Raw genomic sequence first — 26,077 nt, forward strand, 5'->3', positions numbered from 1 at the left:
AAATAACATGGACACTTGGCAGGAATTAACGATTGAAGTGAAGCGTGAGGCGGAGGAAGCGGCCTCGAATATTCTGATTGAGCTGGGCAGTCAGGGGGTGGCTATCGATGACAGCGCAGATTATCTGGGGCAGGTCGACCAGTATGGTGAGCTTTTTCCAGAAGTTGAGCAGAGCGAGCGGGTTCGGATTACCGGCTACTACCCGGATTCGGTGGATATAGAGGCTATTGCAGCCAAGGCCAATGAGCGACTGGCTGAGCTGGATGGCTTCGGCTTGGAGACGGGCAATATTCAGCTGACTCGGCAGGAACTGGCTGAGGAAGACTGGGCTGACAATTGGAAGAAATACTTTGAGCCAGCTCGTATTACTCATGATTTGACCATTGTGCCATCATGGACGGAGTACGAGGCGACAGCTGGTGAAAAGATCATCAAGCTGGATCCTGGTATGGCCTTCGGTACGGGCACTCACCCGACGACCAAGATGAGCCTCTTTGCTTTGGAGCAGGTCTTACGGGGCGGAGAAACGGTGTTGGATGTAGGCACGGGCAGCGGCGTTCTCTCCATTGCCAGCTCTCTCTTGGGCGCCAAGGACATCTACGCCTATGATTTAGACGAGGTGGCAGTGCGCGTGGCTCAGGAAAATATTGAGCTCAACCCTGGTATGGAGAACATTCATGTAGCGCCAGGTGATCTTCTCCGAGGTGTAGAAATTGAGGCGGATGTCATTGTTGCCAATATTTTGGCCGATATTCTCATCCATCTGACAGAGGATGCCTACCGTCTGGCCAAGGATGAGGGCTATCTGATTATGAGTGGGATTATTTCTGAGAAGTGGGAAATGGTGCGCGAGTCAGCAGAAGCGGCAGGATTTTTCCTAGAAACACATATGATTCAGGGCGAATGGAATGCCTGTGTCTTTAAGAAAACGCAGGATATTTCAGGCGTGATAGGTGGTTAGATGCAGCAGTATTTTATAAAAGGAAGTCCTCAGTCCCCTCTGGTGGTCACGGATAAGGACACGGCCAAACATATGTTTTCAGTCATGCGACTCAAAGAGGGCGACCAAGTCACACTGGTCTTTGATGATGGCATGAAGCGACTGGCTCGGGTATTGGATCCTAGCCAGCAGAGCTTGGAAATTTTGGAGGAGCTGGCGGACAATACTGAGCTGCCTGTTCAAGTGACTATTGCTTCTGGTTTTCCCAAGGGTGATAAGTTAGAATTTATCACCCAGAAGGCAACAGAGTTGGGGGCGAATGCTATCTGGGCCTTTCCAGCTGACTGGTCGGTGGCCAAGTGGGATGGCAAAAAACTAGCTAAAAAGAGTGAAAAGCTGGAGAAAATTGCTCAGGGAGCAGCAGAGCAGAGCAAGCGCAATCTGATACCAGAGCTTCGGCTCTTTGATAAAAAGACAGACTTTCTAGCGACCTTAGCAGATTTTGACCGCATCATCGTGGCCTATGAAGAAGCAGCCAAGGAGGGCGAAGCTGCTGCTTTAGTGCAGGCTGTGAAAGGTTTGGTCAAGGGAGACAAACTGCTCTTTATCTTTGGACCAGAGGGCGGTCTATCGCCAGAGGAAATAGCAGCCTTTGGCCAAGCAGGCGCTGTGTCAGCAGGTCTAGGTCCACGTATCCTGCGGGCTGAAACCGCTCCGCTTTATGCCTTGACCGCAGTCAGTGTCATGCTTGAATTAGAAAAATGAAATCAGCGGACTTCTGCTGATTTTTTCTTGTCTGTCGCTACTAGATTCCTTTTTGTGGAAAACTGTTCTTGACATAAAAAATTTTTATGGCCAGCTTTAAAAAATACTATTGGACGACTGAGAGGTGGAATGGTAAGATATTCTATATCAAGTTAAGGAGGGATCATCTATGTGCAGAACAATTGTTGGAGTGTCGGCTAATCTTTGTCCAGTGGATCAGGCGGGCAAAAACATTCATTCATCTGTATCTTGCAAATTTGCCGAAAGCATCAAGCTAGTCGGCGGTCTGCCCATGGTGATTCCTGTTGGGGATAAAAGTCTGGTCAAGGACTATATAGAAACCATTGATAAGCTGATCCTATCAGGCGGTCAAAATGTTCATCCGCAGTTTTATGGGGAGGAAAAGGCCATCGATAGCGATGATTACAATCTGGCTCGCGATGAGTTTGAGCTAGCACTCTTAAAGGAGGCTATTCGTCAGGGTAAGCCAGTCTTGGCTATCTGCCGCGGTCTGCAGTTGGTCAATGTTGCTTTTGGTGGCACGCTTAATCAGCAAATTGACAATCATTGGCAGGGGCAACCGTTTGGGACTTCGCACTCCATTCGTACAGAGAAAGGCAGTGTTGTGGAGCGGTTATTTGGTCAAGCCAGCCAGATCAATTCTGTCCATCGCCAAAGCATCAAGGACTTAGCGCCTAATTTCCGAGCAACTGCCTTTGACCCAAGGGACAATACCGTCGAAGCAATTGAGGCTGTGGACGGCAGCCGTATCATCGGCCTTCAGTGGCATCCAGAGTTTTTGATCAACGAAGAAAAGGGCAATTTAGAGCTATTTCAATATCTTTTGCAAGAATTATAAAATCTAAAATTATTTTTAGCTAATTTTAAGATAAGCTTTATATAATATAACCATCAAATGAAGACCTCCTAACTTTATTTGATGAAATCCTAAAACTTTTCTTTTTCATAATAATCTCCCTATAAGAACCGCCCAATCGGCGGTTTTTTTGTTGGAAGGGCTGAGAAATCTGGATTTTCATCAATTTGATCATTTTTATGTTATAATGAGTCACAGCAGGCCGAGCGAATCGGTCGGTAGATGGAGGAGCAGAGATGTCACGAGCGGAGCGAGTTATTTTAACAAATATGTGTATGGTTTACGATGGGGACCGCATTTTAGTGCAAAATAAAGTAAATGATGATTGGACGGGACTATGCTTTCCAGGCGGCCATGTTGAACATCGTGAGTCCTTTGTCAAATCGGTGATACGGGAAATCAAGGAAGAAACGGGCCTGACCATCTATGAGCCTCGCTTGTGTGGTGTCAAGCAGTTTTACACTGAAAAAGATGAGCGCTATATCGTTTTTCTTTACAAGACCAATCGTTTTGAGGGAGAACTGGTCTCATCCGAAGAAGGAGAGGTATTCTGGATTGATCGCAAAGACCTTGACCGCTATTCGCTGGCCGTGAGCTTTAAGGAAATGTATCAGGTTTTCACGTCAGATTTGACGGAGCAGTTTACCTATTTAGAGGATGGAGAGGTCATCAAAGATTTATACTAAGGAGAACCGCCCAAACGGCGGTTCTTTTGCTTGTTTTTTGCGAATTTAGTATAATAGGGACAGCAAAAATAGAAAAGAGAACTGTATGAAAATTCGTGGATTCGAGCTGGTTTCCAGCTTTCCAAATGAAGATTTGTTGCCCAAGAGAGAGACGGCTCACGCAGCGGGCTATGACTTGAAAGTGGCAGAGCGCACCATCATTGCGCCAGGGGAGATTAAGCTAGTTCCGACTGGTGTCAAGGCCTATATGCAGCCCGGTGAGGTGCTTTACCTCTATGACCGCTCGTCCAATCCTCGTAAAAAAGGTCTGGTTTTGATTAACTCCGTTGGGGTTATTGACGGCGACTACTACGGCAATCCTGGAAATGAAGGGCATATCTTTGCTCAGATGCAGAACATCACAGACCAAGAGGTTGTACTGGAAGTGGGTGACCGCATTGTGCAGGCTGTCTTTGCACCATTTTTAATTGCGGATGGGGATGTAGCCGACGGTGTGCGGACAGGCGGATTTGGCTCTACTGGGCATTGAGATGAAAGTTATTTTTGTGCGCCATGGTGAGCCTGATTACCATGAGTTAGAGGAGCGTTCTTATACTGGCTTTGGTCTGGATTTGGCGCCTTTATCTGAGCAGGGAAGACGGCAGGCTCAGGAACTTTGCCAGCATCCTTTACTGCGTTCAGCTGATTTGCTGGTGTCTTCTGCAATGACGCGAGCTTTAGAAACGGCATCTTATGTGGCTTGTGCCACTGGCCTGCCTTTGAGAGTGGAGCCTTTGCTACACGAATGGCAGGTTTATCAAACGGGAAGAGGGAACTTTGAAAAAGCTCGAAGCCTGTTTTTAGAAAATAATGGTGCCTTGCTCCCCAGTAGTCCTATTCAGTATGAGACGGCTGAGGAGATGAAGGCTCGTTTTGTAGACTGTATGGCAAAGTATCGAGATTACCAGACAGTAGTCCTTGTAGCTCATCGCATGCTGATCCGTCAGTTTGTGCCAAATGAGCAAATTGATTTTTGCCAAGTGATTGAATGTGAGATAGAGATATAGAAAGAGGTTTATCATCGCTAAGAAAAAAACGACCTTTGTCTGTCAAAATTGTGAATATCATTCGCCCAAATACCTAGGCCGCTGTCCCAACTGCGGCTCTTGGTCTTCTTTTGTTGAGGAGGTAGAGGCCGCAGAAGTCAAGCATGCCCGTGTTTCCTTGACAGGCGAAAAGACCCGGCCCATGAAGCTGGCTGAGGTCACTTCGATTGATGTCAATCGGACTAAGACGGACATGGACGAGTTCAATCGTGTGTTGGGTGGAGGAGTCGTGCCTGGCAGTTTGGTCCTGATTGGCGGGGATCCAGGAATCGGGAAATCAACTCTTCTCCTACAAGTTTCAACCCAATTGTCTCAAGTGGGTACGGTTCTCTATGTCAGCGGGGAGGAATCAGCTGAGCAGATTAAGTTGCGGGCGGAACGCCTCGGTGATATTGACAGTGAATTTTATCTCTACGCCGAGACCAATATGCAAAATATCCGCACGGAGATTGAGAAAATCAAGCCAGATTTTCTGATTATCGACTCTATACAGACGGTGATGTCGCCGGAAATTTCTAGTGTTCAAGGCTCTGTTTCTCAGGTTCGCGAGGTGACAGCTGAGCTCATGCAGCTGGCCAAGACCAATAATATTGCGACCTTTATCGTTGGCCACATGACCAAGGAAGGAACCTTAGCTGGCCCCCGAACTTTGGAGCACATGGTGGACACCGTGCTTTATTTTGAGGGTGAACGTCAGCACACGTTCCGTATCTTGAGAGCAGTCAAGAACCGCTTTGGCTCTACCAATGAGATTGGTATTTTTGAGATGCAATCTGGCGGGCTAGTCGAGGTTGTCAATCCAAGTCAAGTCTTTCTGGAAGAACGGCTGGATGGTGCGACAGGCTCTTCCATCGTCGTGACCATGGAAGGAACGCGGCCGATTTTAGCTGAGGTGCAGGCTTTGGTGACACCAACCATGTTTGGCAATGCCAAGCGAACTACGACTGGACTGGACTTTAACCGAGCCAGCCTCATTATAGCGGTTCTAGAAAAACGGGCAGGGCTCCTCCTACAAAATCAGGATGCCTACCTCAAGTCAGCTGGTGGCGTCAAGCTAGATGAGCCAGCGATTGACTTGGCGGTAGCAGTAGCCATTGCTTCCAGCTACAAGGATCTGCCGACCAATCCTCAAGAGTGCTTTATCGGTGAAATCGGCCTGACTGGTGAAATCCGTCGGGTCAACCGCATCGAGCAGCGCATCAACGAAGCAGCGAAACTGGGCTTTACCAAGATTTATGCTCCCAAAAACTCTCTGAACGGGCTCAAAGTTCCAGACAATATCCAAGTCATCGGTGTGACAACAATTGGAGAAGTCTTGAAAAAAGTCTTTGCTGGATGATTTTCTTTGTTTTAGATTGCAAAAATATTTTATTATTGCTATAATTTTCTTAAAAAACAAGGAGGGAACTCTTATGCAATTTTCCATGGATAGCAACATGCAATTTCCACTCGTTGACCTCTACCTCAATCAAGGAGAGACAGTCTTTATCCAGCGTGGCAGTATGGTCTATCACACGCCTAATGTAACCTTGAACACTCAGCTCAATGCTAATGGTTCAGGTTTGGGACGCTTTGTTAAGGCAGTCGGCCGTTCCATGGTGTCTGGTGAAAGTACCTTCATCACCCAAGCTGTCGCCCAGTCCGATAACGGTTTCCTAGCTTTAGCACCAGAAGTTCCCGGCCAAGTTGTTCCACTTTATCTGGGAGAAAAGCAGTACCGGCTCAATGACGGTGCCTTTCTGGCTCTGGACGGTACAGCTTACTATACCATGGAGCGCCAATCTGTTGGCAAGGCGATATTTGGCGGTCAAGGTGGCCTCTTCGTCATGACGACTCAAGGTCAGGGCACTCTCTTGGCCAATGCTTACGGATCGATTAGGAAAATTGAACTAAATAACCAAGAAGTAACCATTGACAATGCTCATGTCGTAGCTTGGAGTCAGTCCTTGGATTATAATATCCATCTAGAAAATGGTTTCTGGCAGTCGATCGGAACAGGAGAAGGAGTTGTCAACACCTTCCGAGGTACCGGGGAAATCTATGTTCAAAGTCTCAATCTTCAAAGCTTTGCAGGCTCACTCAGTCGCTATATCGCAAAAGGTTCATAGAAAGGTGTGGATGAATTTCCGCACTTTTTTTGCATTTTTCTTTCATTTTTCTATAAAAAACGGACATTTTTGTTTTATATAGATCTGAAAACTGACAAAACGCCCAAAAGATGATAAGATGGTAGGAAATGGTTTGACTATCAAATAAATTCTAGTAAGGGGAAAGAATGTCCTATTTTGAAAATTTTATGAAGGCCAACCAAGCCTATGTGGACCTGCATGGAACCTCCCACCTGCCGATTAAGCCCAAGACCAAGGTAGCGATTGTGACTTGCATGGACTCTAGGCTACACGTGGCTCAGGCTCTGGGGCTGGCGCTGGGAGATGCTCATATCTTGCGCAACGCTGGCGGTCGGGTGACAGATGACATGATTCGCTCGCTGGTTATTTCACAGCAGCAGATGGGAACGCGGGAAATTGTAGTCTTGCACCATACGGATTGTGGCGCACAGACTTTCAAAAATGAAGAATTTACTGCTTTTCTCAATCAAGAGCTGGGCGTTAATGTTAGCGGTCAGGATTTCCTTCCTTTTACAGATGTGGAGGAAAGTGTGCGGGAAGACGTGGAGCTTCTCCGCCAATCCCCCCTAATCCCAGATGATGTAGAGATCTCAGGAGCAGTGTATGACGTTGCTACAGGGCGAATGACCGTCGTTCAGTAATTACCTAGGAAAGCCAATTTATCTGTCGGTATTTCGGCATTGAAATTGGCTGCTTTTTTGTGTTAAAATAGAATACGATTTTAATTTAGTTAGGACAATAAGATGATTCTTTCCATTATTTCACAAGGTCTGGTCTGGGCCATTTTAGGTCTGGGGATTTTCATGACTTTTCGGATTTTGAATTTTCCAGATATGACGACTGAAGGTTCCTTTCCTCTGGGTGGGGCGGTAGCCGTCACCTTGATTACCAAAGGGGTGAACCCTTTCTTGGCAACGGTAGCTGCAGTATTGGCGGGCTGTCTGGCAGGTTTGGCGACAGGCCTTCTCTATACCAAGGGCAAGATTCCGACCCTGCTGTCAGGAATTTTGGTCATGACCTCTTGTCATTCCATCATGCTCATGATCATGGGACGGGCTAACCTAGGTTTGCTGGGAACTCGACAGATTCAGGACTTTTTACCCTTCTCTGGGGAAATCAATAATCTCCTGACAGGCTTGATTTTTGTCAGTCTGGTTATTGTCGCTCTGCTCTTTTTCCTAGATACCAAGCTGGGGCAGGCCTACATCGCAACTGGGGACAATCCTGATATGGCGCGTAGTTTCGGTATCAATACTGGCCGCATGGAATTGATGGGCATGATCTTGTCTAATGGCGTCATTGCCTTGTCTGGTGCTCTGATTGCCCAGCAGGAAGGCTATGCTGATGTTTCCCGCGGGATTGGGGTTATCGTCGTCGGCTTGGCCAGTCTGATTATCGGGGAAGTCCTTTTTAGGAGCCTGACCTTGGCTGAACGTCTGATTACCATTGTAGTTGGTGCCATTGCCTACCAGTTTCTGATTTGGGGCGTCATCGCTCTTGGCTTTAACACGAGCTATCTCCGTCTTTATAGTGCGGTTATCTTGGCGGTCTGCCTCATGATTCCGACCTTGAAAAATAAATTCTTTAAAGGAGCTAAGTTAAGCAAATGACAGCGATTGTAGAATTAAAAAATGCCAGCAAGCGGGTCAATAACGGCTTTGATGAAGAAAAGGTCATCCTAAACGATGTGTCGCTGGAGATTCATGAGCACGATTTTATCACGATTTTGGGCGGCAATGGAGCAGGGAAGTCAACTCTTTTTAATGTGATTGCCGGCACGCTCTCTCTGAGCAGCGGTAGCATTTACATCTTGGGCGAAAATGTGACCAACTTTTCACCTGAAAAGAGAGCCAAATATCTATCGCGCGTCTTCCAAGATCCCAAGATGGGAACGGCTCCTCGGATGACAGTGGCGGAAAACCTGCTGATTGCCAAGTTTCGTGGCGAATCGCGCGGCCTAGTCCCTCGTCGGCTGAATAGCTATCGGCAGGAGTTTCAGGAGACTATTGATAAGATTGGCAATGGTTTGGAGAAACACTTGGATACGCCGATTGAGTTTCTCTCTGGTGGTCAGAGACAGGCTCTGAGTCTGCTCATGGCGACTCTCAAGCGTCCGGAACTGCTTCTCTTGGACGAGCATACAGCAGCGCTGGATCCCAAGACCAGTGTGGCTCTTATGGAGTTAACTGACGACTTTGTCCGCAGAGACCAGCTGACAGCCCTCATGATTACCCATCACATGGAGGATGCTCTCAAATACGGCAACCGGCTGATTGTCATGAAGGAGGGTCAGATCATCCAGGACCTTAAGCAAGAAGAAAAAGCCAAGATGACCATAGCGGATTATTATGGTTTGTTTGAGTAAAGTTGACCAGTTTTTTGTAAGGCTGACAAAGGGAATAAGCAGTGAATAGTTATTAAACGGATATAGTTCTGTTTTCCACAGGACTGTATCTTTTTTTAACATTTTCTCAAATAAATCAATAAAAACCGCTAGATTGCGGTTTTTTATCTTATGAAAATCTTGCTCACTCATCTATTCCAATAAACATCATGGCGTTAAGTAAGGATATTAACTCAACCGTATTAACGTTGTTGGAATAAATCAGCCTCTTGTTTTCAATCGGTGGGATAATAAAATTAGAAATGATGATGTCATAGGGTGATTCTTTTAAAGAATCGATTGATAATTCTAATTTATTCCAAACTTCAAGTTCAAAATTATTACTGCAATAATAAGAAAGTGTCTCTGCTACTGATCTTGCATGATACTGATCAAAATTACTCATGACTAAAACCTTTAATTTAGGCTGATTTTGTAAAAGATTCAGCACTAAATGTTTGCTGTGAGTGATAAAAGTATAAGATAGATGATTGACTTTCATTGAATTATTATCGATACCAAGAGTCTCTAGATAATGTTCAATTCCTTTTTTAATATCTGAAACAAATTGAGGGAAAATATTTTGAAAGTTCTTGATGGTATTCCCTTTTTGATCAAATAGGATAAACTCTGTAGATAGTTCCTGACGGTGCAGATGTGCTGTATTATGCAAATGCCAAATAAGATTATCATTATTGTCAATTTTAAGATTATATTTGCTTTCTATCTGAACAATTAAATCACTTAATAATTGATACGAATTTTTTACATAGCTGTCTGTTTTTGCGCAGCTCATAAATAAATTTTCATCAATGAAAAACATTTTTTGAAAATAGGAGACAAATAGTTGACCAATCACTTCTTTATTCAAAGAGATATGATATTCAGAATCAAAGCTCGCTATAATGTCTTCAATTCCTTCTGCCTGCATGAAAGATTCTAACAATTGATTGTTAAAAGAATTTTTCTCAACTTCCAAGAAATGGCCAAACTTTATTCGATATAAATTCGTAACGAGGAGCAATTTTAACATTCGTTGAGTTGCGAAATTGACAGGAAATACAGTTTCTTTGTATACCAGTGCTAACAGCTTACACAAAGGTCCTACTGAAAAATCTGTAAAGGGCCATTCAAGAAAATAATATTTTTCCGAAAAATATTGTGCAAAAAAATAACGGATATCAATCTCATCTCCAATGATTCGAGCAGGATTGAGACTAATTTTAAAATTATATTGCTTTTTTATGATTTTGTTAATATGACTGATTATACGATAGAGTGAGGAAGAGCTTATATAAAACTCTTTACAAATATTCTCAGTTTCATATCCTTCGTTAAAGAAGATGAATTCTAAAATTGAAAAATGAGTTGAATGCTTAAAGAAATGATGATAGACCATATCAATATCACTATCATCAGTATTAATGATACGTATGCCATTAGTGGACGAGTGAAAAATCAATTGGGGAAAAGAGGACTTAACATGGGATAAATCATCTTTTACTGAACGTTCTGTACAATTTAATAGTTCAGCCAGTTCAGAAATATGAAACCAGCGTTTGTTTTTAAATAGTAGTTCTAATAGTTCTAATTGCCTGTGACTCTTTTTAGACAGTAATTCTCGCATTAAAATAATATCTTTCTTTATATAGTGTTTTTATTATCAGGAAATTATACCATATTTTTATACATTTAATCTCGTTTAATAACTCTGAAATATATCTAAAAATGCTTATAAAAGCCTGTAGAACAAGGAATTCTTATCTTTTTGTATCTATAGTACAGATAAACGGTAAGAAAACCAAGCTGAATTATTATGTTTCCAATTTGGAAAATTATATAATTATATTAATCAAAAATAATATTAAATAATTTTGATTTAGAAAGGAGAATCACTATGTTGTGGTCAATTATTATCGGTGGGCTTATTGGTCTGGTTGCTGGATCAATAACAAAAAAAGGCGGTTCTATGGGAATTGTCGCCAACGTTGTTGCAGGTTTAGTTGGTTCAGCTGTTGGTCAGTCTCTTTTAGGAACTTGGGGACCTAGTTTGGCTGGCATGGCTTTGATTCCTTCTATCATTGGTGCGGTTATTGTAGTTGCAGTTGTATCGTTTTTTGTAGGAAAGAAAGCATAGAATTGCTTTTTGTACAAATATAATTTAATGATGAAAGGATTCAATATGTCAAAATCAAGAAAAATACTTTCCCTTATTTTCTGTATTTTAATCTTGACGATTTTGATTCCTGTTTTACTAGATTTTCATAAAGTTAGCGGTTTAGGCCTCCAGTTATTCACTTGGAAAAAGATTCCGTTTGTAGGATACTATCTATCTAGATATGTTTTCTGGGGGACACTGGTTTTAGCAAGCTTAATATTGTTGCTGATGTTAGTGATACTTTTTTATCCTAAGAGACGTTTGGAAATTCAGTTAGCTGATGCGGATGGTAAACTGATACTGAAAAATTCAGCGATAGAAGGATTTGTTCGTAGTCTGGTGACAGACCATGATTTTATTAAAGATCCTACAGTTTCCGTAAATAGCCGGAAAAACAAATGTATGGTTTCTGTTAAAGGAGCAATTGTTCCGTCAGAAAACATCATCAAAAGAAGTCAGTTGATTCAAGAAGAAATTGCTACTGGATTAACAGAATTCTTCGGTCTCAATCATGATGTCAAGCTTGAAATCTCTGTATCAGATTTCAAACCAAAATCGCAGGCTAAAAAAAATACTAGTCGTGTAAAGTAAGGAAGTACCAAAATGGAATGGTTTAAAAAATATCAATATCTAATCCTATCTGGATTAGCGGGCGGTGTTCTAGCCTGCTTTATCCTATCCTTTGGCTTCTTTAAGACACTATTTGTCTTGATTTGCGCTGCCATAGGAGCAGGAATCGGATATTATATACAACAAAAAAATATATTAAATAAATAATAAGGAGTTTCTTATGTCAAATACAAATAAAGATTTTAAAGATGTTGCTAAAAAGGAAGTTGCGCAAGCAACTCATGAAGTAAAAGGTGAATTGACTTACGAAGATAAAGTCATTCAAAAAATCATTGGTCTCTCTTTAGAGAAAGTTTCAGGTTTGCTAGCTGTTGATGGTGGCTTCTTCTCTAATTTAGCAGATAAATTGATTAATACTGATAACGTAACGAATGGTGTTAATGTTGAAGTTGGGAAAGAACAAGTGGCTGTTGATTTGAACGTAGTAGTGGAATATCAAAAGAATGTTCCTGCCTTGTACAAGGAAATTAAAGATGTTGTTGTGGCGGAAGTTTCTAAGATGACTGATTTGGAAGTTGTTGAAGTAAATGTCAATGTTGTTGATATTAAAACGAAAGAACAACATGAAGCTGACTCAGTTAGCCTTCAAGATCGAGTGACAGATGTTGCTGAATCAACAGGAGAATTTGCTTCAGAGCAATTCGAAAAAGCAAAATCTGGTCTTAGCGGTGGTTTTTCAGCCGTTCAAGAAAAAGTTGGTGAAGGTGTAGAAGCTGTTAAAGATGCTGCTTCATCAAGTGAAAAAGCTCGCGTACATTAATTAAAAACAAAAAGAAATAAAGGAGGACATAGCTATGTCAACAGAAGAAAAATTCAACCAAGCTAAAGGCGCTGTCAAAGAAGGTGTTGGGAAAGTAATCGGTGACGAAAAACTTGAAAAAGAAGGAGCAGCTGAAAAAGTTGTTTCTAAAGTCAAAGAAGTTGCTGAAGATGCAAAAGATGCAGTTGAAGGCGCTATTGAAGGTGTTAAAAATATGCTTCATAAAGACGACGAGAAATAAGGTTATGCTGTATTATATATAGTAGCTGGTAGAAATCAACTATAGTCTAAAGGAGACCTCATCTTAGGGTCTCCTTTACTTTTTTATGTTCATTCTTTTTAGTTAAATTTTTTCAAACTCCATAGCGTAAACGCTTGCAATCTTTTGGTAGAAGGAGTATAATACAAGTGAAGATAGGGAAAGGAAAAACTTAATTTCGCATTCGATTTGCTTTGCTGATATATTTATTTGTAACATATAAGTCGTTGCTTTACTGGACTATTGGTTAGATCATTGGGTAGGCCTGCTTAGCCTATCTGATTATGACAGTGGGATAGAAAGTAGAAGCTTTTAGATGGTTTTCAGTCTTCGAGATGTTAACCGATAGTTGCTTTGTGATTAATATTTCTAATGCTAAGATAAAAGAAAATCATTAGCGCTTAAAGGAATTAAAAATTTAATAATCAACAATCATTGTTAGTCAGTTCCGAATGGAATAAACTGATTGCTCCCATATCAGCAAGGTGAATCAGACCTCTAGCCGAGTCACGCTAGAGGTCATTTTGATGGATTCAGCAGCTATTGCTGGAGTATGGCCTCAGCTAGTGAGGACTAAGAAAGCGGCTTTAAAAAGTGATGGGTAGGGCTTGCTGGGAAAGAAAATTGTCACGCAACTCTTTTACCTTCCCTTAGGCTAGGTCTCTGAAAAGTGATATAATATAGTTAGCAAAACACAAGGAGAAAAGCAATGAAATCTGCAGTTTATCTTAAGACTGGTCAAGTTGGACTAGCAGAAATGGATCATCCGCAAATTCTAGATCCAGATGATGCCATTATCCGTATTGTTCGGACCTGTGTCTGCGGCTCTGACCTGTGGAGTTATCGAAATGAGCAGGTGAAGCCTGGGCGCATGAACAGTGGACACGAGGCGATCGGGATTGTCGAGGAAGTCGGTGAAGCAGTAACGACTGTGAAAGCAGGCGATTTTGTCATTGCTCCCTTTACTCATGGATGTGGGGACTGTGACGCTTGCCGAGCAGGATATGACGGGACTTGTGACCGGCATATTGGCAATAACTGGTCAGATGGGGTGCAAGCAGAATATATGCGCTTCAAGTATGCCAACTGGGCTTTGGTGAAAATTCCGGGTCAGCCGTCAGATTATTCAGAAGGGATGCTTAAGTCCTTCTTGTCGCTGGCTGATGTCATGCCGACAGGCTACCATGCAGCGCGTGTGGCGGATGTTAAAGCAGGTGACAAGGTAGTCGTCATCGGTGATGGGGCTGTTGGGCAATGCGCTGTTATCGCCGCTAAGATGCGTGGCGCTTCTCAGATTGTTCTCATGAGCCGTCATGAAGACCGGCAAAAGATGGCGCTTGAATCAGGAGCAACAGCAGTGGTTGCTGAACGTGGCGAAGAAGGCATTGCCAAGGTGCGCGAAATCCTCGGTGGCGGAGCTGATGCTGCGCTCGAATGTGTCGGAACAGAAGCAGCTGTTGACCAAGCGCTTGGAGTCCTTCACAACGGCGGCCGATTAGGCTTTGTTGGTGTTCCCCACTATAATAATCGTGCCCTTGGTTCCACCTTTGCACAAAACATCACAGTGGCGGGTGGCGCAGCCTCTGTCACAACCTACGACAAACAACTCTTATTGAAAGCAGTTCTTGATGGCGATATCAATCCAGGTCGCGTCTTTACTTCCAGCTATAAACTAGAAGAGATCGATCAAGCTTATAAAGATATGGATGAACGCAAGACCATTAAGTCGTTGATTGTGATTGACTAAAACAAAAATTCTAGTAGAGGCTGTCTACTAGAATTTTTTTAATACAAATCCCAATCCGGTGTTGAGAATTTCTTGGTTTGGGTCATATAAAAATGTGTGAAATGGATTTCCGTTGCTAAAGTCATCAAGGTTGCAATCGTAATAACGATGTTAGGATTGGCTGAGAAAAGCAGGGAAAGAACCAGTCCGATAAAGAAGAATGCAGCTTGTAAGCCATAGTAGAGCTTGTCATACTTGAGGTAGCTCTTGTTAAAATAGCCATTTGCCAGAATGGCAGCTTGGAAGAGCCCGATACCCGTATAGAAGAAACCAGTCGCAAAGAGGTGATGAGCTTCAGGATTTACCAAGAAACTCATAGACACAGTGACCATAATTAAGCCGATGAAGATAGGGTAGTGACTGTAAATGAGGAAAATTCCTTTATTCTCCCCTTCCTCATCAATGGCATGGTCAAACTGACCAAAGTAATTCATAAAGAGGTTGACCATGATGATAAAGTAAAGGATAGAATAGATGGAGAAGTTTTCCAGAGTAAAGAAGTCCGCTAGGCCCATAATCATCTCGCCAAAAGTGATGATAACTAAAAGCGAAATGCGTTCAATCAGGTGGGGAAGATTAATTTGAAAATGGGAAACTTTTCGGGTCAATAGGACGGGCATGATAAAGGTCAGGAGAATCCCAGTTATGTAGACATGAATTCCAAGATGAATTGGCAAGAGAGCAGCTGGGTAGACCAGGACAGTTCTGAGACCGGTCATCCAAAGAAAGCCCTTAATACTTTTTCGATTGGCCGAAGTGGTAGACTTCCGGAAGTATTCTACCAGGTATTGGAAAAATAGGGTTAAGGTTAAGGTTCCCACTGTCCAGCAGAAAGCATGGAAATAGGACTGCCAGTCATTAGTAATCATGTTTGCTATCAAGAGCAGCATGGCCATATTGATGAACATGACGACCATATTGAAAAGAGAATTCTTTCCGTAACGATTCGTGTAGACGGTCTGAATCATCCAAGAATTGACCAGAACCAGAAGTGACATCAGGAAACCAAAGATAGCATCTAATGATAAGACACCATGGTGAAGATGATGAATGAGGGCAGTGGTTTTGGAAATCGCGTAAACAAAGACCAAGTCATAAAAAAGCTCACTAAACTCTACCCGTTTGTGTTTGATAAGATTTGTCATTGTAAATCCTTTCGTGGCAATTTCTAACAATTCATTATAACAGAAAATAAATAGAATTAGAAAACTTGTTTTTTATCAGAATTCTTGACGTAAATTATCATTCCGTTGTCAGAGATTGTCATTTACCTGTCAGTTTCTGTATCGTATAATAGTCTCATCAATCAAATGAAACAAAAGAGGAATCATCATGTCAAACAAAAAAGTTATTTTAGTCACAGGCGCTTCATCAGGTATGGGAAAGTTGTCAGCTCAAGACCTCATTAAAGCAGGTCACACAGTCTACGCAGTTGCTCGTAGCGTGGACAAGATGAAAGGCTTGGAAGCTCTCGGAGGTCACATCATGAAGATGGACGTGACCAATGAAGAAGATATCGAGAAAGTAGTAGCGCAAGTCATCGCTGAACAAGGTCGTATCGATGTTCTCTGGAACAATGCAGGTTACGGTCTCTATGGCCCAGTAGAAGATGTATCTATGGAAAAAGCTCAACAACAATTTGAAGTCAATGTTTATGGTGTGGCACGCTTGACAAAGAAAGTCTTGCCATATATGCGTGCTCAAAAAGAGGGGCTTATCATTAATACTTCATCAATGGGTGGCAAAATCTACACACCACTTGGAGCTTGGTACCACGCATCAAAACACGCTATTGAAGGATTCAGTGACTGCCTCCGTATGGAAGTCAAAGAATTTGGTATCAAGGTCGTTGTCTTAGAGCCAGGTATGATCAACACTGGTTTCAACGCAACAGTTGGTCAAAACTTCTCCTACGAGTCTAAGAACGGAGCTTACAGCCGTTTGGTCAATGGATATATCAAAGCCATGGAAAACAACCCAGCACCAGGTTCAAAACCAGAAGTGATTTCACGTACTGTTCTCAAAATCATCAACGCTCGTAACCCTAAGACACGTTACTTAGTTGGACGTGGAGGAAAACTTTTGGTTGGTATCCGTCGTATCTTTGGCGACAAATTCTTCGACCGTATGATGCTCTTGTCTATGCGTTAATAGAAATGGAGGAAGCCGATGCGTCTGAGTCTCAGTCAGCAGTATATTGACAATTTGAAACTGATCGGGCTGGATCTGAACATGATCCTGGAACTGGCCAATCTTCCAGATACCACCTGGAAGGAAGAGATGAATCCCTCAACTCTGGATTATTACCATCTTTTGACGGCTTTTGACAAGGTAGCCAATGATGAGCAGATTATCGCTATGAGCCGCATCAAGGATATTCAAATGTTCATGCCACCTTTCTTTGCGGCACTTTCGTCAAAAAATGGTCTCGCAGCGATGGAGCATTTTGCTAAATACAAGAAAATCACAGGCCCCATTGTTGTCAGTATCGAAACCTTCGATGACCTTGTCCGTGTTAGCTACCGCTATGATTATCCAGGTCTCGACTTGCCTCGTTTTGCCATTCTCAATGAACAGTTGTTATTGGTGGATTTGATTCGGACAGGGACGGGAGAAACTATCACGCCAGTACATGTCGGGACTCCCTATACTTATGAAGAGTTGAGTCAGTCCACGCTTGGTTGTCACGTGGAAGAAATGGAGGGCAATGAAGTTGTCTTTAAAAAGGCAGACTTGGAGAAACCATTTTTAACTGTCAATAATATCATGTTGGACTACCTAGAGCCCCAACTTAAGGAACGTTTGGCAGAAGCCATGGCCAGTGAAAGTTTTACAGGTCTCGTCCAGCAAAAACTCTACCAAGCTATCCCAAGCGGCGCCTTTGGTATCGAAGATATCGCAGCGACTCTCGGTATTAGTAGCCGGATCTTGCAACGAAACCTGACGGCAGAAGGAACCAAGTTTAATCAAGAATTGCAAAATGTGCAGAAGATTCTAGCCTTTGGTTACTTCAAAAATCCTGATATGACAACGGATGATGTGGCTTATCTGCTGGGTTATTCAGAAGTGTCCTCCTTCTCGCGAGCCTTTAAAAAGTGGACAGGAAAGACCATTTCAGAGTATCGAGAAGAAAATAAAGCAAAATAATACTTAAAAATGCAGCTTTTAAAAAGAAATGATAGCTATTGTGTTGTCAGTTTGATAAATCAAGTTAGGCCATTTTCAATGTTCAGATTTGATGCATTTCATAAAGTTTTTCAACAAATTATAGAAGAAAGAGTGGCTTTTTAGGAAGTCAGAAAGGAGGCGTTGTTAGCGTCTTCTTTTTTTGTTATAGTGGAGCTAGAGAAGAGATTGACTAGGAAGAAATGAGGAATAGCGAGACTTATGAAAAAATTGGAAGAGATTGTGGATTTTGGCCCCTTGCCTTCAGCGGCTCAGCTGGCTTATCATCGAGATGAATTGGCCGCTTTTATCCATTTTGGCATCAATACTTTTTACGAGCAGGAATGGGGAAATGGTCAAGAAGATCCTCGGCTTTTCAATCCGACTAAACTCGATACAGACCAGTGGATCAGGGTTCTGAAAGAAACAGGCTTTAAACGGGTCATTGTCGTGGTCAAGCATCATGATGGTTTTGTTCTTTATCCAAGTCGTTATACAGACTATACGGTGGCTGCCAGTCCGTGGAGAGATGGTAAGGGTGATCTCTTGGCTGAGATTTCACGCTCAGCCAGTCAGTATGATATGGATTTGGGGCTTTATCTTTCGCCTTGGGATGCCCACAGTCCGCTCTATCACGTAGATACTCAAGAAGCCTACAATGAATATTACCAGCAGCAATTAGAAGAAATATTGAGTAATCCACTTTATGGCAATAAAGGGAAATTTGTTGAAATCTGGATGGATGGGGCGCGTGGAGAAGGGGCTCAAAAGCTTTCCTATGAGTTTGAGGCTTGGTTTGAGACCATTCGTCGCTATCAAAAGGACGCTGTCATTTTTTCAACTGAAGCGACTGAATTGCGTTGGATTGGCAATGAAAGTGGCCGAGCTGGTGATCCCTTGTGGCAGAAGATTCGGCCAGAAAAGCTAAGTGAGCAGACACCGCCTGTCTATCTTTGCCATGGGGATCCAGAAGGTACGCACTATTCTGTTGGGGAAGCAGATGTGTCCCTGCGTTCGGGTTGGTTTTATCATGACAGTCAGCAACCCAAGTCCTTGGCGGATTTGCTGGATATTTATCTGGCTTCGGTGGGGCGGGGGACACCGCTTTTGCTCAATGTGCCTCCGACCAAGGAAGGTTTGTTGGCGGAAGTCGATGTCCAGCGCCTGCAGGAATTTCATCAGGTTATCTCTAGCCTTTACGATGAAGACTTGGCTACGGAGGCTGAAGTCACAAGTAGCAGTGAAAGGGCAGGCTATCCAGCAAGCAATCTGACGGACGGCCAAAGGGAGACCTTCTGGGCTCCGAATGCGGAGGAAACTTCCTATGTCTTAGAGATTGACCTCGGTCGCAGTTGCACTTTTAATTTGCTAGAAATCAGAGAACCGATTGCCAAAGGGCAACGGATCGCAGGTTTTATTCTAGAAGTGAAGAAAGAGGATGACTGGGCTGTCTTTGCCCGTGGTCATACGATTGGCTATAAGCGTCTACTTTTGGGTGAAATGGTCGAGGCTCGTTACTTGCGCTTGATTTTGACGGATTTTCAAGCCTTGCCACTGTTGAGTAAGCTGGGCGTGTACAGGACACCAGCGATTATGGAGGAAGAGAAGAGACCTTCTGGTTTGGTACTTTCACAAGCAGCGGACACAGTAATCGGGGGGCAATTGACTCAGATTAGTCTACGTCGTTTAGATGGGCTGGAGCAGGCGGAGCAGATTCGACTGGTTACGGAGCCTGGCACAGGAACGCACGGAACGGCTTATGAGGATCAAATCTGGGATGTGAGCTTTGCTTCGGGCGAGAGCAACAAAGAGCTGACCTTATCAACCTTGGCTTTCACAGGTCAGCAAGAATTGAATTTTTACCTTTGCGCCAGCCGTGAGGATGGTCGTCAAAGCAGACTCAAGATAGAGGTCAAGGGAAGTTAGAATTCGATTTCGTCGTCCCCCTCCGCACAGTTGAGTAGGGCTGTAAAAGCTGATGAAACCAGCCTAATAGAGCCCACTCAACCACTGCGTCTTACTTGACAATCCAAAGACAATTGAGGAGTCTGAGACAAAAGTCCGACCTTAAATATAAAAAGCGAACAAAACTAGTTTTCTGGTAATCAGAATTCTGCTTTGTTCGCTTTTCGCATTTAATGATAGATTTGAAGGGCTTAATAATTAAGATTTTAAAAATTGAAATCTTTTTGTCCCAAACTCCTCTTGCTGTTTTTATGAGTGTGTAGAGGATGAATTTGGCAACCAAGATAGGTAGAAGTCCAGCCTGTCAGAAGCCAGTAAGTCCTCATGGGAAATTCGCTGCTGGCTTTGTCCGTCTAATTCTGCCTTTTTCACAAACTGGAAGTGGGGGTAGTTATCATGAGCGTAAATATCAAACCATTTTTGATTTTGTGGCAGGTAGAGGCGCAGGTGGTTAAAGAGCGGGATACCTAAGTCATAGTGAGGCTTGCCAGGGCAAGTCGGATAGAGACCCAAGGCGCTCCAGATATACCAAGCAGAAAGACTGCCATTGTCTTCGTCTCCAGGAAAAGCCTGCCAACTAGCCTGAAAAGCCTCTTCTCTTAAGCTTTTGATTAACAGACTAGTGTATTCTGGCCTGCTACTATAGCGGAAAAGATAGGGAATATGGAAACTAGGCTGATTGGAAATGGCTAGCTGGCCAAAGTGGGCATTCGCCATCTCGCTCATTTCGTGAATTTCGTAGCCGTAGCCTGTGACATCAAAATAAGGCTGGTCCTGACAGAGCCTAGTCAGATAATCGGTAAAGGCTGGCTCACCGCCTATAAGCTCTTTCAAGCCTTCAATATCATGGAAGACGCTGAGCGTATTTTGAATAGCAGAGCATTCGGCATAGTCTCGGCCCCAGCTGTAAGGAGAGAAGTCGGCTCGAAATTGTCCTTGTCGGTCTTTGGCCCGTATATAGCCCGTTTCTGAGTCGAAAAGGTTTTGATAATGGCGTGCCTGCTGGCCGTATCGCTGGGCTACTTGCTCCTCGTGGAGTTTGCTGGCTAGGCTGGCAATGCAAAAGTCGCTGTAACTATAGTCCAGCGTGTGGCTGACGCTTTCATGATAATCTGTTGGCAGGTAGCCCAAGGTTTGGTAGTCGCTAGCCCCGTGTCGGCCGTAACGTTTGGAAGGATCCTCTTTCTCTGCTGTGTCCAGCATGGCTTGGAACAATTCCTCTTCTAGGTCAGGAATGAGATCTTTCGCAGCGGCATCCGCAATGACACCGTCAATCAAGGTTCCTGGCATCATACCCCGTTCATCAGGAGCCAGCCACTTGGGGAGATAGCCCGTTTCTTTATAGAAATTCAGAAATCCTTCTAGAAAGTCGTGATAGGTGTCGGGTGCGATAAGAGCTAGGAGAGGAAAATTGGTTCGAAAACCATCCCAAAATCCAATATTAGTAAAGAATTTGCCAGACTGGACAGTCTGATGGCTAAAGTCCCAATGAATTTCTTGTCCTTCAGCATCAATTTCATAAAAGGTCTGAGGAAAGAGGAAAAGGCGGTAAAGAGTCTGGTCGAATATGCGGCGGTCAACCTTCCCCTGTTCCACAACATCAAATCGGTGGAGATAGCTTTCCCAGGCTTGCTTGGTCTGCTCTTTCACCGTATCAAAGTCAGCTTGGGGCAGATTCGTCACAGCTTGCTCTTCCGAGATAAAGGAAGTGGCTAGGGCGAATTGCAGTTGTCCCTGCTCAAAGTCTAGCACCAAGTCCTCTCCAAGGGTATGACTGGCCTGAATGGGCTGATCAAAGCGCAGGCAGACATGCATGGTCAGAGGCCGCTTGGCTGGATTGGTTTTTTCTTTTAAATTACCTATAAGCGTGTAAGCGTCCAGCATCCGAAAATAAGTCTGAGCCTCACTGTGCAGGATAAGGCTGATAGGCAGGGTCAATCGGCTTGTGAGGCGGAAGCAGGCTCCGTAAGTAGTCGGAGTCAGTTCCGTACTGACTTGATAACGGTTGGAGTGAACTTTCAAATAATGTGGCTGAAAAATACTCTCGTCCGGTCGATAGGACGACTGGCGGTGATAGATATCAGGCTTGCCTATCTTTTCAGTGACAGGCGTGAGCAGGAGCCAAGAGAAATCCCCAATCCAAGGACTGGGCTGGTGGGTCAGACGAATACCTTGGAAAATGGGTAAGTCCGGTTTAAAGAACCAAGCACCATCTGTATGGCTGCTCTGAGGAGCGAAATAATTCATACCGAATGGTGCCCCTGTATAGGGCAGGGTATTGCCGTGGGAAAAGCTATGGGAATTGTCCGTTCCATAGCGGGTATCAATCGTTTCTAGTATTGTTTTCATGGGAAATCTCCTTCAATCCAGCTTGCTTTGTCTTGATTATAACATGAATCAGGAAGCAGCGGACAAGGCAAAAATATATGATCGAAAGGCCTTTAGTTTGTGTATATATTTTAAAAACTGTTTAGCCTATACTAGAGAATGTAAACGAGTATGAAAAAGGAGAAGGAATATGGTTTATTCTAAAGAAATTGTTGGGAAATGGTTGGATTCTATCGCCCAGTTAGCTCAGGATCACCCAGCTTGGGTTTCTGTTTTTGAACGTTGCTATACGGATACCTTGGATAACACGGTCGAAATCTTAGAAGATGGGTCTACTTTTGTGCTGACAGGCGACATTCCAGCTATGTGGCTACGGGATTCGACGGCTCAGCTCAAGCCCTACCTCTTTGTAGCTAAGCAAGATCCAAAAATTCGTCAAACGATTGCTGGCTTGGTTAAACGTCAGATGACGCTGATTCTCAAAGATCCTTATGCTAATGCCTTTAATATCGCTGACAACTGGAAAGGTCACCATGAGACAGATCATACAGAGCTGTCTGGTTGGATTTGGGAACGCAAGTACGAAGTGGATTCTCTCTGCTATCCTCTGCAGCTGGCTTATCTCTTGTGGAAAGAGACTGGGGAAACGAGCCATCTAGACGCTACTTTTGTTGCTGGAGTCAGAGAAATTCTACGAGTTTGGACGATCGAGCAGGACCACAACCAGTCTTCTTATCGCTTTGTCCGTGATACAGATCGCAAGGAAGATACCTTGGTCAATGATGGCAAAGGCCCTGACTTTGCAGTGACAGGCATGACTTGGTCGGCCTTCCGTCCAAGTGATGATGCTTGTATTTACAGCTATCTAGTACCGTCTAATATGTTTGCAACGGTTGTTTTGGGCTATGTGGCAGAAATTTTTGAAAAATTGAACTTAGAGGGTGCTGAGGAGATCGTTCCGCATGCGCAGCGCCTGCAAAAGGAAATCAAGGAAGGAATTGAAAACTACGCCTACACCCAAAATGCCAAGGGTGAAAAGATTTACGCTTTTGAGGTGGACGGTCTGGGGAATGCCAGCATTATGGACGATCCGAATGTACCAAGCCTTTTAGCAGCGCCTTATCTAGGCTTTTGCTCAATTGACGACGAAGTCTACCAAGCGACACGCCGCACCATTCTGAGCCCAGAAAATCCTTACTATTACGAGGGTAAATATGCTGCGGGACTTGGTAGCTCACACACCTTCTACCGTTATATTTGGCCGATTGCCCTAGCCATTCAAGGATTGACCACGCACGATAAGGAAGAAAAACGTCGAATTTTGGACTTGCTCGTGGCCTGCGATGGTGGTACAGGTGTTATGCACGAAAGCTTCCATGTGGACGACCCGACTAAGTATTCTCGTGAATGGTTCAGCTGGGCCAACATGATGTTCTGCGAATTAGTATTAGATTATTATGATTTAAAAATTGAGGTATAGAATTAACAAGTAGAGGAACAAAAATGGAAAATATTACTGTACATATCATTTCTCACAGCCACTGGGATCGCGAATGGTATCTCCCTTTTGAATCCCACCGTATGCAGTTGGTCGAGCTTTTTGACAATCTTTTTGATCTTTTTGAGAATGATCCAGATTTCAAGAGCTTCCACCTAGACGGGCAAACCATTGTCTTGGATGATTATCTGGAAATCCGTCCGGAAAATCGCGATAAACTGCAGCGCTATATTGACGAGGGCAAGCTAAAAATCGGGCCTTTCTATATCTTGCAGGATGACTATTTGATTTCCAGCGAAGCCAATGTCCGCAACACCTTGATCGGTCAGCAGGAGTGCAAGAAATGGGGCAAGTCCACTCAGATTGGTTATTTCCCTGATACTTTTGGAAATATGGGACAAGCGCCTCAGCTCTTGCAGCAATCTGGCATTCATGTAGCAGCTTTCGGCCGAGGAGTGAAGCCAATCGGATTTGACAACCAAGTCTTAGAGGACGAGCAGTTCACTTCTCAGTACTCTGAAATGTACTGGCAAGGTGCCGATGGCAGTAAAGTTCTAGGCATTCTCTTTGCCAACTGGTACAGCAATGGGAATGAAATCCCAGTCGACCCTGAGGAAGCGAAGATTTTTTGGGAGCAAAAGTTAGCAGATGTGAAGAGCTATGCCTCTACCAATCAATGGCTGATGATGAACGGCTGTGACCACCAGCCAGTTCAGCGCAACCTCAGCCAAGCCATCCGAGTGGCCAATGAGCTTTATCCAGAAATCAACTTTGTGCACAGTTCTTTTGATGACTATATGCAAGCTGTGGAAGCGGCCCTGCCTGAGGAACTGTCAACAGTTCAAGGCGAATTGACCAGCCAAGAAACGGATGGTTGGTACACCTTGGCTAATACCTCTTCAGCCCGCATCTATCTGAAGCAGGCCTTCCAAGAAAACAGTAACTTGCTAGAGCAGGTGGTTGAGCCGCTGACTGTTATCACAGGCGGTCACAATCACAAAGACCAGCTGACTTATGCTTGGAAGACCCTCTTGCAAAATGCTCCGCACGATAGCATTTGCGGCTGCAGTGTCGACGAAGTTCACCGCGAAATGGAGATCCGCTTTGCCAAGGTTAATCAAGTGGGCGAATTTGTCAAAGGCAACCTACTGGAAGAATGGAAGCAAAAATTAGATAGCCGCCAAGCTGAGAGTGACCTGCTCTTCACCGTTATCAATACTGGGCTCCATGACAAGGTAGATACCATTTCTGTAGATGTGACATTTGCGACCTGTGATTTCAAGGAAGCGCATCCGACAGAAGCCTATCGAAGAATGGCAGAATTGACAATTCCAGACTTAATTGTGAAGGATTTGGATGGTCGTTATGTCGAAGCTAAAATCGAAGATTTGGGAGCTAATTTCCAATATGACCTACCGAAAGACCGCTTCCGTCAGGCTTATATTGCTCGGCAGCTGCGCGTGACCTTGCCGATTCATCTAGCCCCTCTGGCTTGGAAAACTTTCCAATTGCTTCCTGACGCAAAAGAAGAGCATGAAGGCCTCTACCGCAATGGCGTGATTGACACTCCATTTGTGACTATCAGCTTTGATGAAAATTTGACCGTCTATGATAAGACGACCCACGAAGCCTATGAAGACTTCCTCCGCTTTGAAGATCGGGGCGACATTGGAAATGAGTATATCTACTTCCAACCCAAAAATACAGAGCCAATCTATGCAAAACTGGCTGGCGTTAAGGTGTTGGAAAACAATGCCCGCTATACCAAGGTGGAATTAAACCATGAATTGACCTTGCCAGTAAGCGCAGACGAACTATTGAATCAGGAACAAAAGGGCATCGTTGAGTTTATGACGCGCTCAGCAGGTCGTTCGTCGGAATTGACAACTATGACCTTGACAACTGAGTTGACGGTCTTTGCGGACAGTCCGCAATTGCGCTTTAAGACTCGCTTTACCAATACCGCTAAGGATCACCGCATCCGTGTTCTCTTCAGGACTCACAACAGCAGTAAAACCAACGATTCAGACAGTATTTACGAAGTGGTTCGTCGCAACAACCAACCAGCTGCTTCATGGGAAAATCCAGAAAATCCACAGCACCAACAAGCCTTCGTCAGTCTTTATGATGATCAAAAAGCAGTCACAGTAGCCAATAAAGGCCTAAATGAATACGAGATTTTAGGCGATGATACGATTGCGGTCACTATTCTGCGGGCAACAGGTGAGCTGGGCGACTGGGGCTACTTCCCAACGCCAGAAGCGCAGTGCTTGCGTGACTTCCAAGTCGAATACACAGTAGAATGCCACCAACCACAAGAGCGATTTGCTGCTTACCGTCGGGCCAAAGCCTTCCAAACACCATTGACAGCTCTGCAAATTTCCAAACAAGAAGGAAGTGTTGCGGCAGCTGGACAAGCCTTGGATCACCCTGCCTTGAACCTAGCAGAAATTTGTCCGACAGCCCTGAAAGTGGCTGAAGATGAGTCAGGAATCGTACTTCGTTACTACAATATGACCCAAGAAGAGCAAGAAGTGACAACTGCTTCCCAAACCCTAGTCAACCTTTTGGAAGAAGTACTTCCAGAAAAAGATGGAATCTTAGGACCACAGGAAATTCGCACAGAGCTCATGAAAAAAGATTAAAAAGAGGAGGCTAGGGCA

25 protein-coding genes are annotated in these 26,077 nt (G+C 43.9%); 22 read left to right on the forward strand and 3 right to left on the reverse strand.

The window, feature by feature from the left end; translation table 11 throughout:
- The first annotated feature begins 7 nt into the window (after positions 1 to 7).
- The 11 genes from prmA (at position 8) to O3644_RS00290 (ending at position 8,847) form a co-directional block, all read left to right on the forward strand.
- Positions 8 to 961 (forward strand): 50S ribosomal protein L11 methyltransferase, encoded by a 954-nt coding sequence (gene prmA / locus O3644_RS00240; RefSeq protein ID WP_288931356.1) that lies wholly within the window; start codon positions 8 to 10, stop codon positions 959 to 961.
- Positions 962 to 1,705, forward strand: a complete 744-nt coding sequence (locus O3644_RS00245) for a 16S rRNA (uracil(1498)-N(3))-methyltransferase (RefSeq protein WP_371594772.1) — start codon at positions 962 to 964, stop codon at positions 1,703 to 1,705. It begins immediately after the preceding gene.
- A 169-nt stretch (positions 1,706 to 1,874) separates the two neighbouring features.
- A complete protein-coding gene (locus O3644_RS00250; protein WP_371594773.1) occupies positions 1,875 to 2,564 on the forward strand; it encodes a gamma-glutamyl-gamma-aminobutyrate hydrolase family protein in 690 nt (229 codons plus the stop codon).
- A gap of 254 nt (positions 2,565 to 2,818) precedes the next feature.
- Entirely contained in the window at positions 2,819 to 3,268 is a 450-nt protein-coding gene (locus O3644_RS00255; RefSeq protein WP_371594774.1) for an 8-oxo-dGTP diphosphatase, read from the forward strand.
- Positions 3,269 to 3,353: 85 nt separating this feature from the next.
- Positions 3,354 to 3,797 carry a dUTP diphosphatase gene (locus tag O3644_RS00260; RefSeq protein ID WP_005591604.1) on the forward strand — a complete coding sequence of 148 codons (444 nt, stop codon included), beginning with the start codon at positions 3,354 to 3,356 and terminating at the stop codon, positions 3,795 to 3,797.
- Between the two features lies 1 nt (position 3,798).
- Positions 3,799 to 4,314 carry a histidine phosphatase family protein gene (locus tag O3644_RS00265; RefSeq protein ID WP_062123323.1) on the forward strand — a complete coding sequence of 172 codons (516 nt, stop codon included), beginning with the start codon at positions 3,799 to 3,801 and terminating at the stop codon, positions 4,312 to 4,314.
- Positions 4,315 to 4,324: 10 nt separating this feature from the next.
- On the forward strand, positions 4,325 to 5,692 hold the full coding sequence (radA, locus tag O3644_RS00270; protein ID WP_371594873.1) for a DNA repair protein RadA: 1,368 nt from the start codon (positions 4,325 to 4,327) through the stop codon (positions 5,690 to 5,692).
- Between the two features lie 73 nt (positions 5,693 to 5,765).
- A complete protein-coding gene (locus O3644_RS00275; protein WP_048766138.1) occupies positions 5,766 to 6,461 on the forward strand; it encodes a TIGR00266 family protein in 696 nt (231 codons plus the stop codon).
- A 167-nt stretch (positions 6,462 to 6,628) separates the two neighbouring features.
- Positions 6,629 to 7,123 carry a carbonic anhydrase gene (locus O3644_RS00280; RefSeq protein ID WP_048766140.1) on the forward strand — a complete coding sequence of 165 codons (495 nt, stop codon included), beginning with the start codon at positions 6,629 to 6,631 and terminating at the stop codon, positions 7,121 to 7,123.
- Between the two features lie 102 nt (positions 7,124 to 7,225).
- The gene (locus tag O3644_RS00285) at positions 7,226 to 8,092 is read left to right on the forward strand and encodes an ABC transporter permease (protein ID WP_048766143.1); all 867 of its coding nucleotides are present in this window, start codon (positions 7,226 to 7,228) and stop codon (positions 8,090 to 8,092) included.
- Positions 8,089 to 8,847, forward strand: a complete 759-nt coding sequence (locus O3644_RS00290; protein ID WP_005591610.1) for an ABC transporter ATP-binding protein — start codon at positions 8,089 to 8,091, stop codon at positions 8,845 to 8,847. The genes O3644_RS00285 and O3644_RS00290 overlap by 4 nt, the downstream gene beginning before the upstream one ends.
- A gap of 163 nt (positions 8,848 to 9,010) precedes the next feature.
- On the opposite strand, the gene O3644_RS00295 is transcribed toward O3644_RS00290, so the two are convergent.
- A complete protein-coding gene (locus tag O3644_RS00295; RefSeq protein WP_371594775.1) occupies positions 9,011 to 10,492 on the reverse strand; it encodes a M protein trans-acting positive regulator PRD domain-containing protein in 1,482 nt (493 codons plus the stop codon).
- Between the two features lie 270 nt (positions 10,493 to 10,762).
- Here O3644_RS00295 and O3644_RS00300 point away from each other — a divergent pair, with 270 nt between their 5' ends.
- The 6 genes from O3644_RS00300 (at position 10,763) to O3644_RS00325 (ending at position 14,419) form a co-directional block, all read left to right on the forward strand.
- Positions 10,763 to 11,002, forward strand: coding sequence for a GlsB/YeaQ/YmgE family stress response membrane protein (locus tag O3644_RS00300; RefSeq protein ID WP_015605856.1), 240 nt, complete (start codon positions 10,763 to 10,765; stop codon positions 11,000 to 11,002).
- Positions 11,003 to 11,047: 45 nt separating this feature from the next.
- Positions 11,048 to 11,614, forward strand: coding sequence for an alkaline shock response membrane anchor protein AmaP (gene amaP, locus O3644_RS00305; protein WP_148877841.1), 567 nt, complete (start codon positions 11,048 to 11,050; stop codon positions 11,612 to 11,614).
- Positions 11,615 to 11,626: 12 nt separating this feature from the next.
- Entirely contained in the window at positions 11,627 to 11,800 is a 174-nt protein-coding gene (locus tag O3644_RS00310; protein ID WP_005591614.1) for a DUF2273 domain-containing protein, read from the forward strand.
- Between the two features lie 13 nt (positions 11,801 to 11,813).
- Positions 11,814 to 12,413: an Asp23/Gls24 family envelope stress response protein gene (locus O3644_RS00315; RefSeq protein WP_005591615.1), complete on the forward strand. Its 600-nt coding sequence runs from the start codon at positions 11,814 to 11,816 to the stop codon at positions 12,411 to 12,413.
- 34 nt (positions 12,414 to 12,447) lie between these two features.
- Complete coding sequence (locus O3644_RS00320) at positions 12,448 to 12,654, forward strand: CsbD family protein (RefSeq protein ID WP_005591616.1); 207 nt, start codon at positions 12,448 to 12,450, stop codon at positions 12,652 to 12,654.
- Between the two features lie 727 nt (positions 12,655 to 13,381).
- Positions 13,382 to 14,419, forward strand: coding sequence for an alcohol dehydrogenase catalytic domain-containing protein (locus O3644_RS00325; RefSeq protein ID WP_371594776.1), 1,038 nt, complete (start codon positions 13,382 to 13,384; stop codon positions 14,417 to 14,419).
- 38 nt (positions 14,420 to 14,457) lie between these two features.
- On the opposite strand, the gene O3644_RS00330 is transcribed toward O3644_RS00325, so the two are convergent.
- Entirely contained in the window at positions 14,458 to 15,603 is a 1,146-nt protein-coding gene (locus tag O3644_RS00330; protein WP_048766155.1) for a low temperature requirement protein A, read from the reverse strand.
- A 187-nt stretch (positions 15,604 to 15,790) separates the two neighbouring features.
- Between O3644_RS00330 and O3644_RS00335 the strand changes: the two genes are divergently transcribed.
- The 3 genes from O3644_RS00335 to O3644_RS00345 all read left to right on the forward strand — a co-directional run bounded on the left by O3644_RS00335 (position 15,791) and on the right by O3644_RS00345 (position 19,549).
- Complete coding sequence (locus O3644_RS00335; protein WP_048766156.1) at positions 15,791 to 16,609, forward strand: oxidoreductase; 819 nt, start codon at positions 15,791 to 15,793, stop codon at positions 16,607 to 16,609.
- An 18-nt stretch (positions 16,610 to 16,627) separates the two neighbouring features.
- On the forward strand, positions 16,628 to 17,605 hold the full coding sequence (locus tag O3644_RS00340; protein WP_048766159.1) for an AraC family transcriptional regulator: 978 nt from the start codon (positions 16,628 to 16,630) through the stop codon (positions 17,603 to 17,605).
- A 240-nt stretch (positions 17,606 to 17,845) separates the two neighbouring features.
- Positions 17,846 to 19,549, forward strand: a complete 1,704-nt coding sequence (locus tag O3644_RS00345) for an alpha-L-fucosidase (protein ID WP_048766162.1) — start codon at positions 17,846 to 17,848, stop codon at positions 19,547 to 19,549.
- Between the two features lie 288 nt (positions 19,550 to 19,837).
- Here the strand turns inward: O3644_RS00345 and O3644_RS00350 are convergent, their stop codons facing one another.
- On the reverse strand, positions 19,838 to 21,937 hold the full coding sequence (locus tag O3644_RS00350; protein ID WP_371594777.1) for a GH92 family glycosyl hydrolase: 2,100 nt from the start codon (positions 21,935 to 21,937) through the stop codon (positions 19,838 to 19,840).
- Positions 21,938 to 22,106: 169 nt separating this feature from the next.
- On the opposite strand from O3644_RS00350, the gene O3644_RS00355 reads away from it, so the two are divergent.
- Complete coding sequence (locus O3644_RS00355; protein WP_048766422.1) at positions 22,107 to 23,396, forward strand: glycoside hydrolase family 125 protein; 1,290 nt, start codon at positions 22,107 to 22,109, stop codon at positions 23,394 to 23,396.
- A 23-nt stretch (positions 23,397 to 23,419) separates the two neighbouring features.
- Positions 23,420 to 26,059, forward strand: coding sequence for an alpha-mannosidase (locus tag O3644_RS00360; protein ID WP_371594778.1), 2,640 nt, complete (start codon positions 23,420 to 23,422; stop codon positions 26,057 to 26,059).
- The last annotated feature ends 18 nt before the right edge of the window (positions 26,060 to 26,077 follow it).

The sequence above is a fragment of the Streptococcus sp. 27098_8_113 genome, from assembly GCF_041432545.1.
GTDB lineage: Bacteria > Bacillota > Bacilli > Lactobacillales > Streptococcaceae > Streptococcus.

Excerpts from the sequence above, each read along its gene's own strand:
- prmA (WP_288931356.1), top strand. The coding sequence starts at position 8 with ATGGACACTTGGCAGGAATTAACGATTGAAGTGAAGCGTGAGGCGGAG.
- O3644_RS00245 (WP_371594772.1), top strand. The coding sequence starts at position 962 with ATGCAGCAGTATTTTATAAAAGGAAGTCCTCAGTCCCCTCTGGTGGTC.
- O3644_RS00250 (WP_371594773.1), top strand. The coding sequence starts at position 1,875 with ATGTGCAGAACAATTGTTGGAGTGTCGGCTAATCTTTGTCCAGTGGAT.
- O3644_RS00255 (WP_371594774.1), top strand. The coding sequence starts at position 2,819 with ATGTCACGAGCGGAGCGAGTTATTTTAACAAATATGTGTATGGTTTAC.
- O3644_RS00260 (WP_005591604.1), top strand. The coding sequence starts at position 3,354 with ATGAAAATTCGTGGATTCGAGCTGGTTTCCAGCTTTCCAAATGAAGAT.
- O3644_RS00265 (WP_062123323.1), top strand. The coding sequence starts at position 3,799 with ATGAAAGTTATTTTTGTGCGCCATGGTGAGCCTGATTACCATGAGTTA.
- O3644_RS00275 (WP_048766138.1), top strand. The coding sequence starts at position 5,766 with ATGCAATTTTCCATGGATAGCAACATGCAATTTCCACTCGTTGACCTC.
- O3644_RS00280 (WP_048766140.1), top strand. The coding sequence starts at position 6,629 with ATGTCCTATTTTGAAAATTTTATGAAGGCCAACCAAGCCTATGTGGAC.
- O3644_RS00285 (WP_048766143.1), top strand. The coding sequence starts at position 7,226 with ATGATTCTTTCCATTATTTCACAAGGTCTGGTCTGGGCCATTTTAGGT.
- O3644_RS00290 (WP_005591610.1), top strand. The coding sequence starts at position 8,089 with ATGACAGCGATTGTAGAATTAAAAAATGCCAGCAAGCGGGTCAATAAC.
- O3644_RS00295 (WP_371594775.1), bottom strand. The coding sequence starts at position 10,492 with ATGCGAGAATTACTGTCTAAAAAGAGTCACAGGCAATTAGAACTATTA.
- O3644_RS00300 (WP_015605856.1), top strand. The coding sequence starts at position 10,763 with ATGTTGTGGTCAATTATTATCGGTGGGCTTATTGGTCTGGTTGCTGGA.
- amaP (WP_148877841.1), top strand. The coding sequence starts at position 11,048 with ATGTCAAAATCAAGAAAAATACTTTCCCTTATTTTCTGTATTTTAATC.
- O3644_RS00310 (WP_005591614.1), top strand. The coding sequence starts at position 11,627 with ATGGAATGGTTTAAAAAATATCAATATCTAATCCTATCTGGATTAGCG.
- O3644_RS00315 (WP_005591615.1), top strand. The coding sequence starts at position 11,814 with ATGTCAAATACAAATAAAGATTTTAAAGATGTTGCTAAAAAGGAAGTT.
- O3644_RS00320 (WP_005591616.1), top strand. The coding sequence starts at position 12,448 with ATGTCAACAGAAGAAAAATTCAACCAAGCTAAAGGCGCTGTCAAAGAA.
- O3644_RS00325 (WP_371594776.1), top strand. The coding sequence starts at position 13,382 with ATGAAATCTGCAGTTTATCTTAAGACTGGTCAAGTTGGACTAGCAGAA.
- O3644_RS00330 (WP_048766155.1), bottom strand. The coding sequence starts at position 15,603 with ATGACAAATCTTATCAAACACAAACGGGTAGAGTTTAGTGAGCTTTTT.
- O3644_RS00335 (WP_048766156.1), top strand. The coding sequence starts at position 15,791 with ATGTCAAACAAAAAAGTTATTTTAGTCACAGGCGCTTCATCAGGTATG.
- O3644_RS00340 (WP_048766159.1), top strand. The coding sequence starts at position 16,628 with ATGCGTCTGAGTCTCAGTCAGCAGTATATTGACAATTTGAAACTGATC.
- O3644_RS00345 (WP_048766162.1), top strand. The coding sequence starts at position 17,846 with ATGAAAAAATTGGAAGAGATTGTGGATTTTGGCCCCTTGCCTTCAGCG.
- O3644_RS00350 (WP_371594777.1), bottom strand. The coding sequence starts at position 21,937 with ATGAAAACAATACTAGAAACGATTGATACCCGCTATGGAACGGACAAT.
- O3644_RS00355 (WP_048766422.1), top strand. The coding sequence starts at position 22,107 with ATGGTTTATTCTAAAGAAATTGTTGGGAAATGGTTGGATTCTATCGCC.
- O3644_RS00360 (WP_371594778.1), top strand. The coding sequence starts at position 23,420 with ATGGAAAATATTACTGTACATATCATTTCTCACAGCCACTGGGATCGC.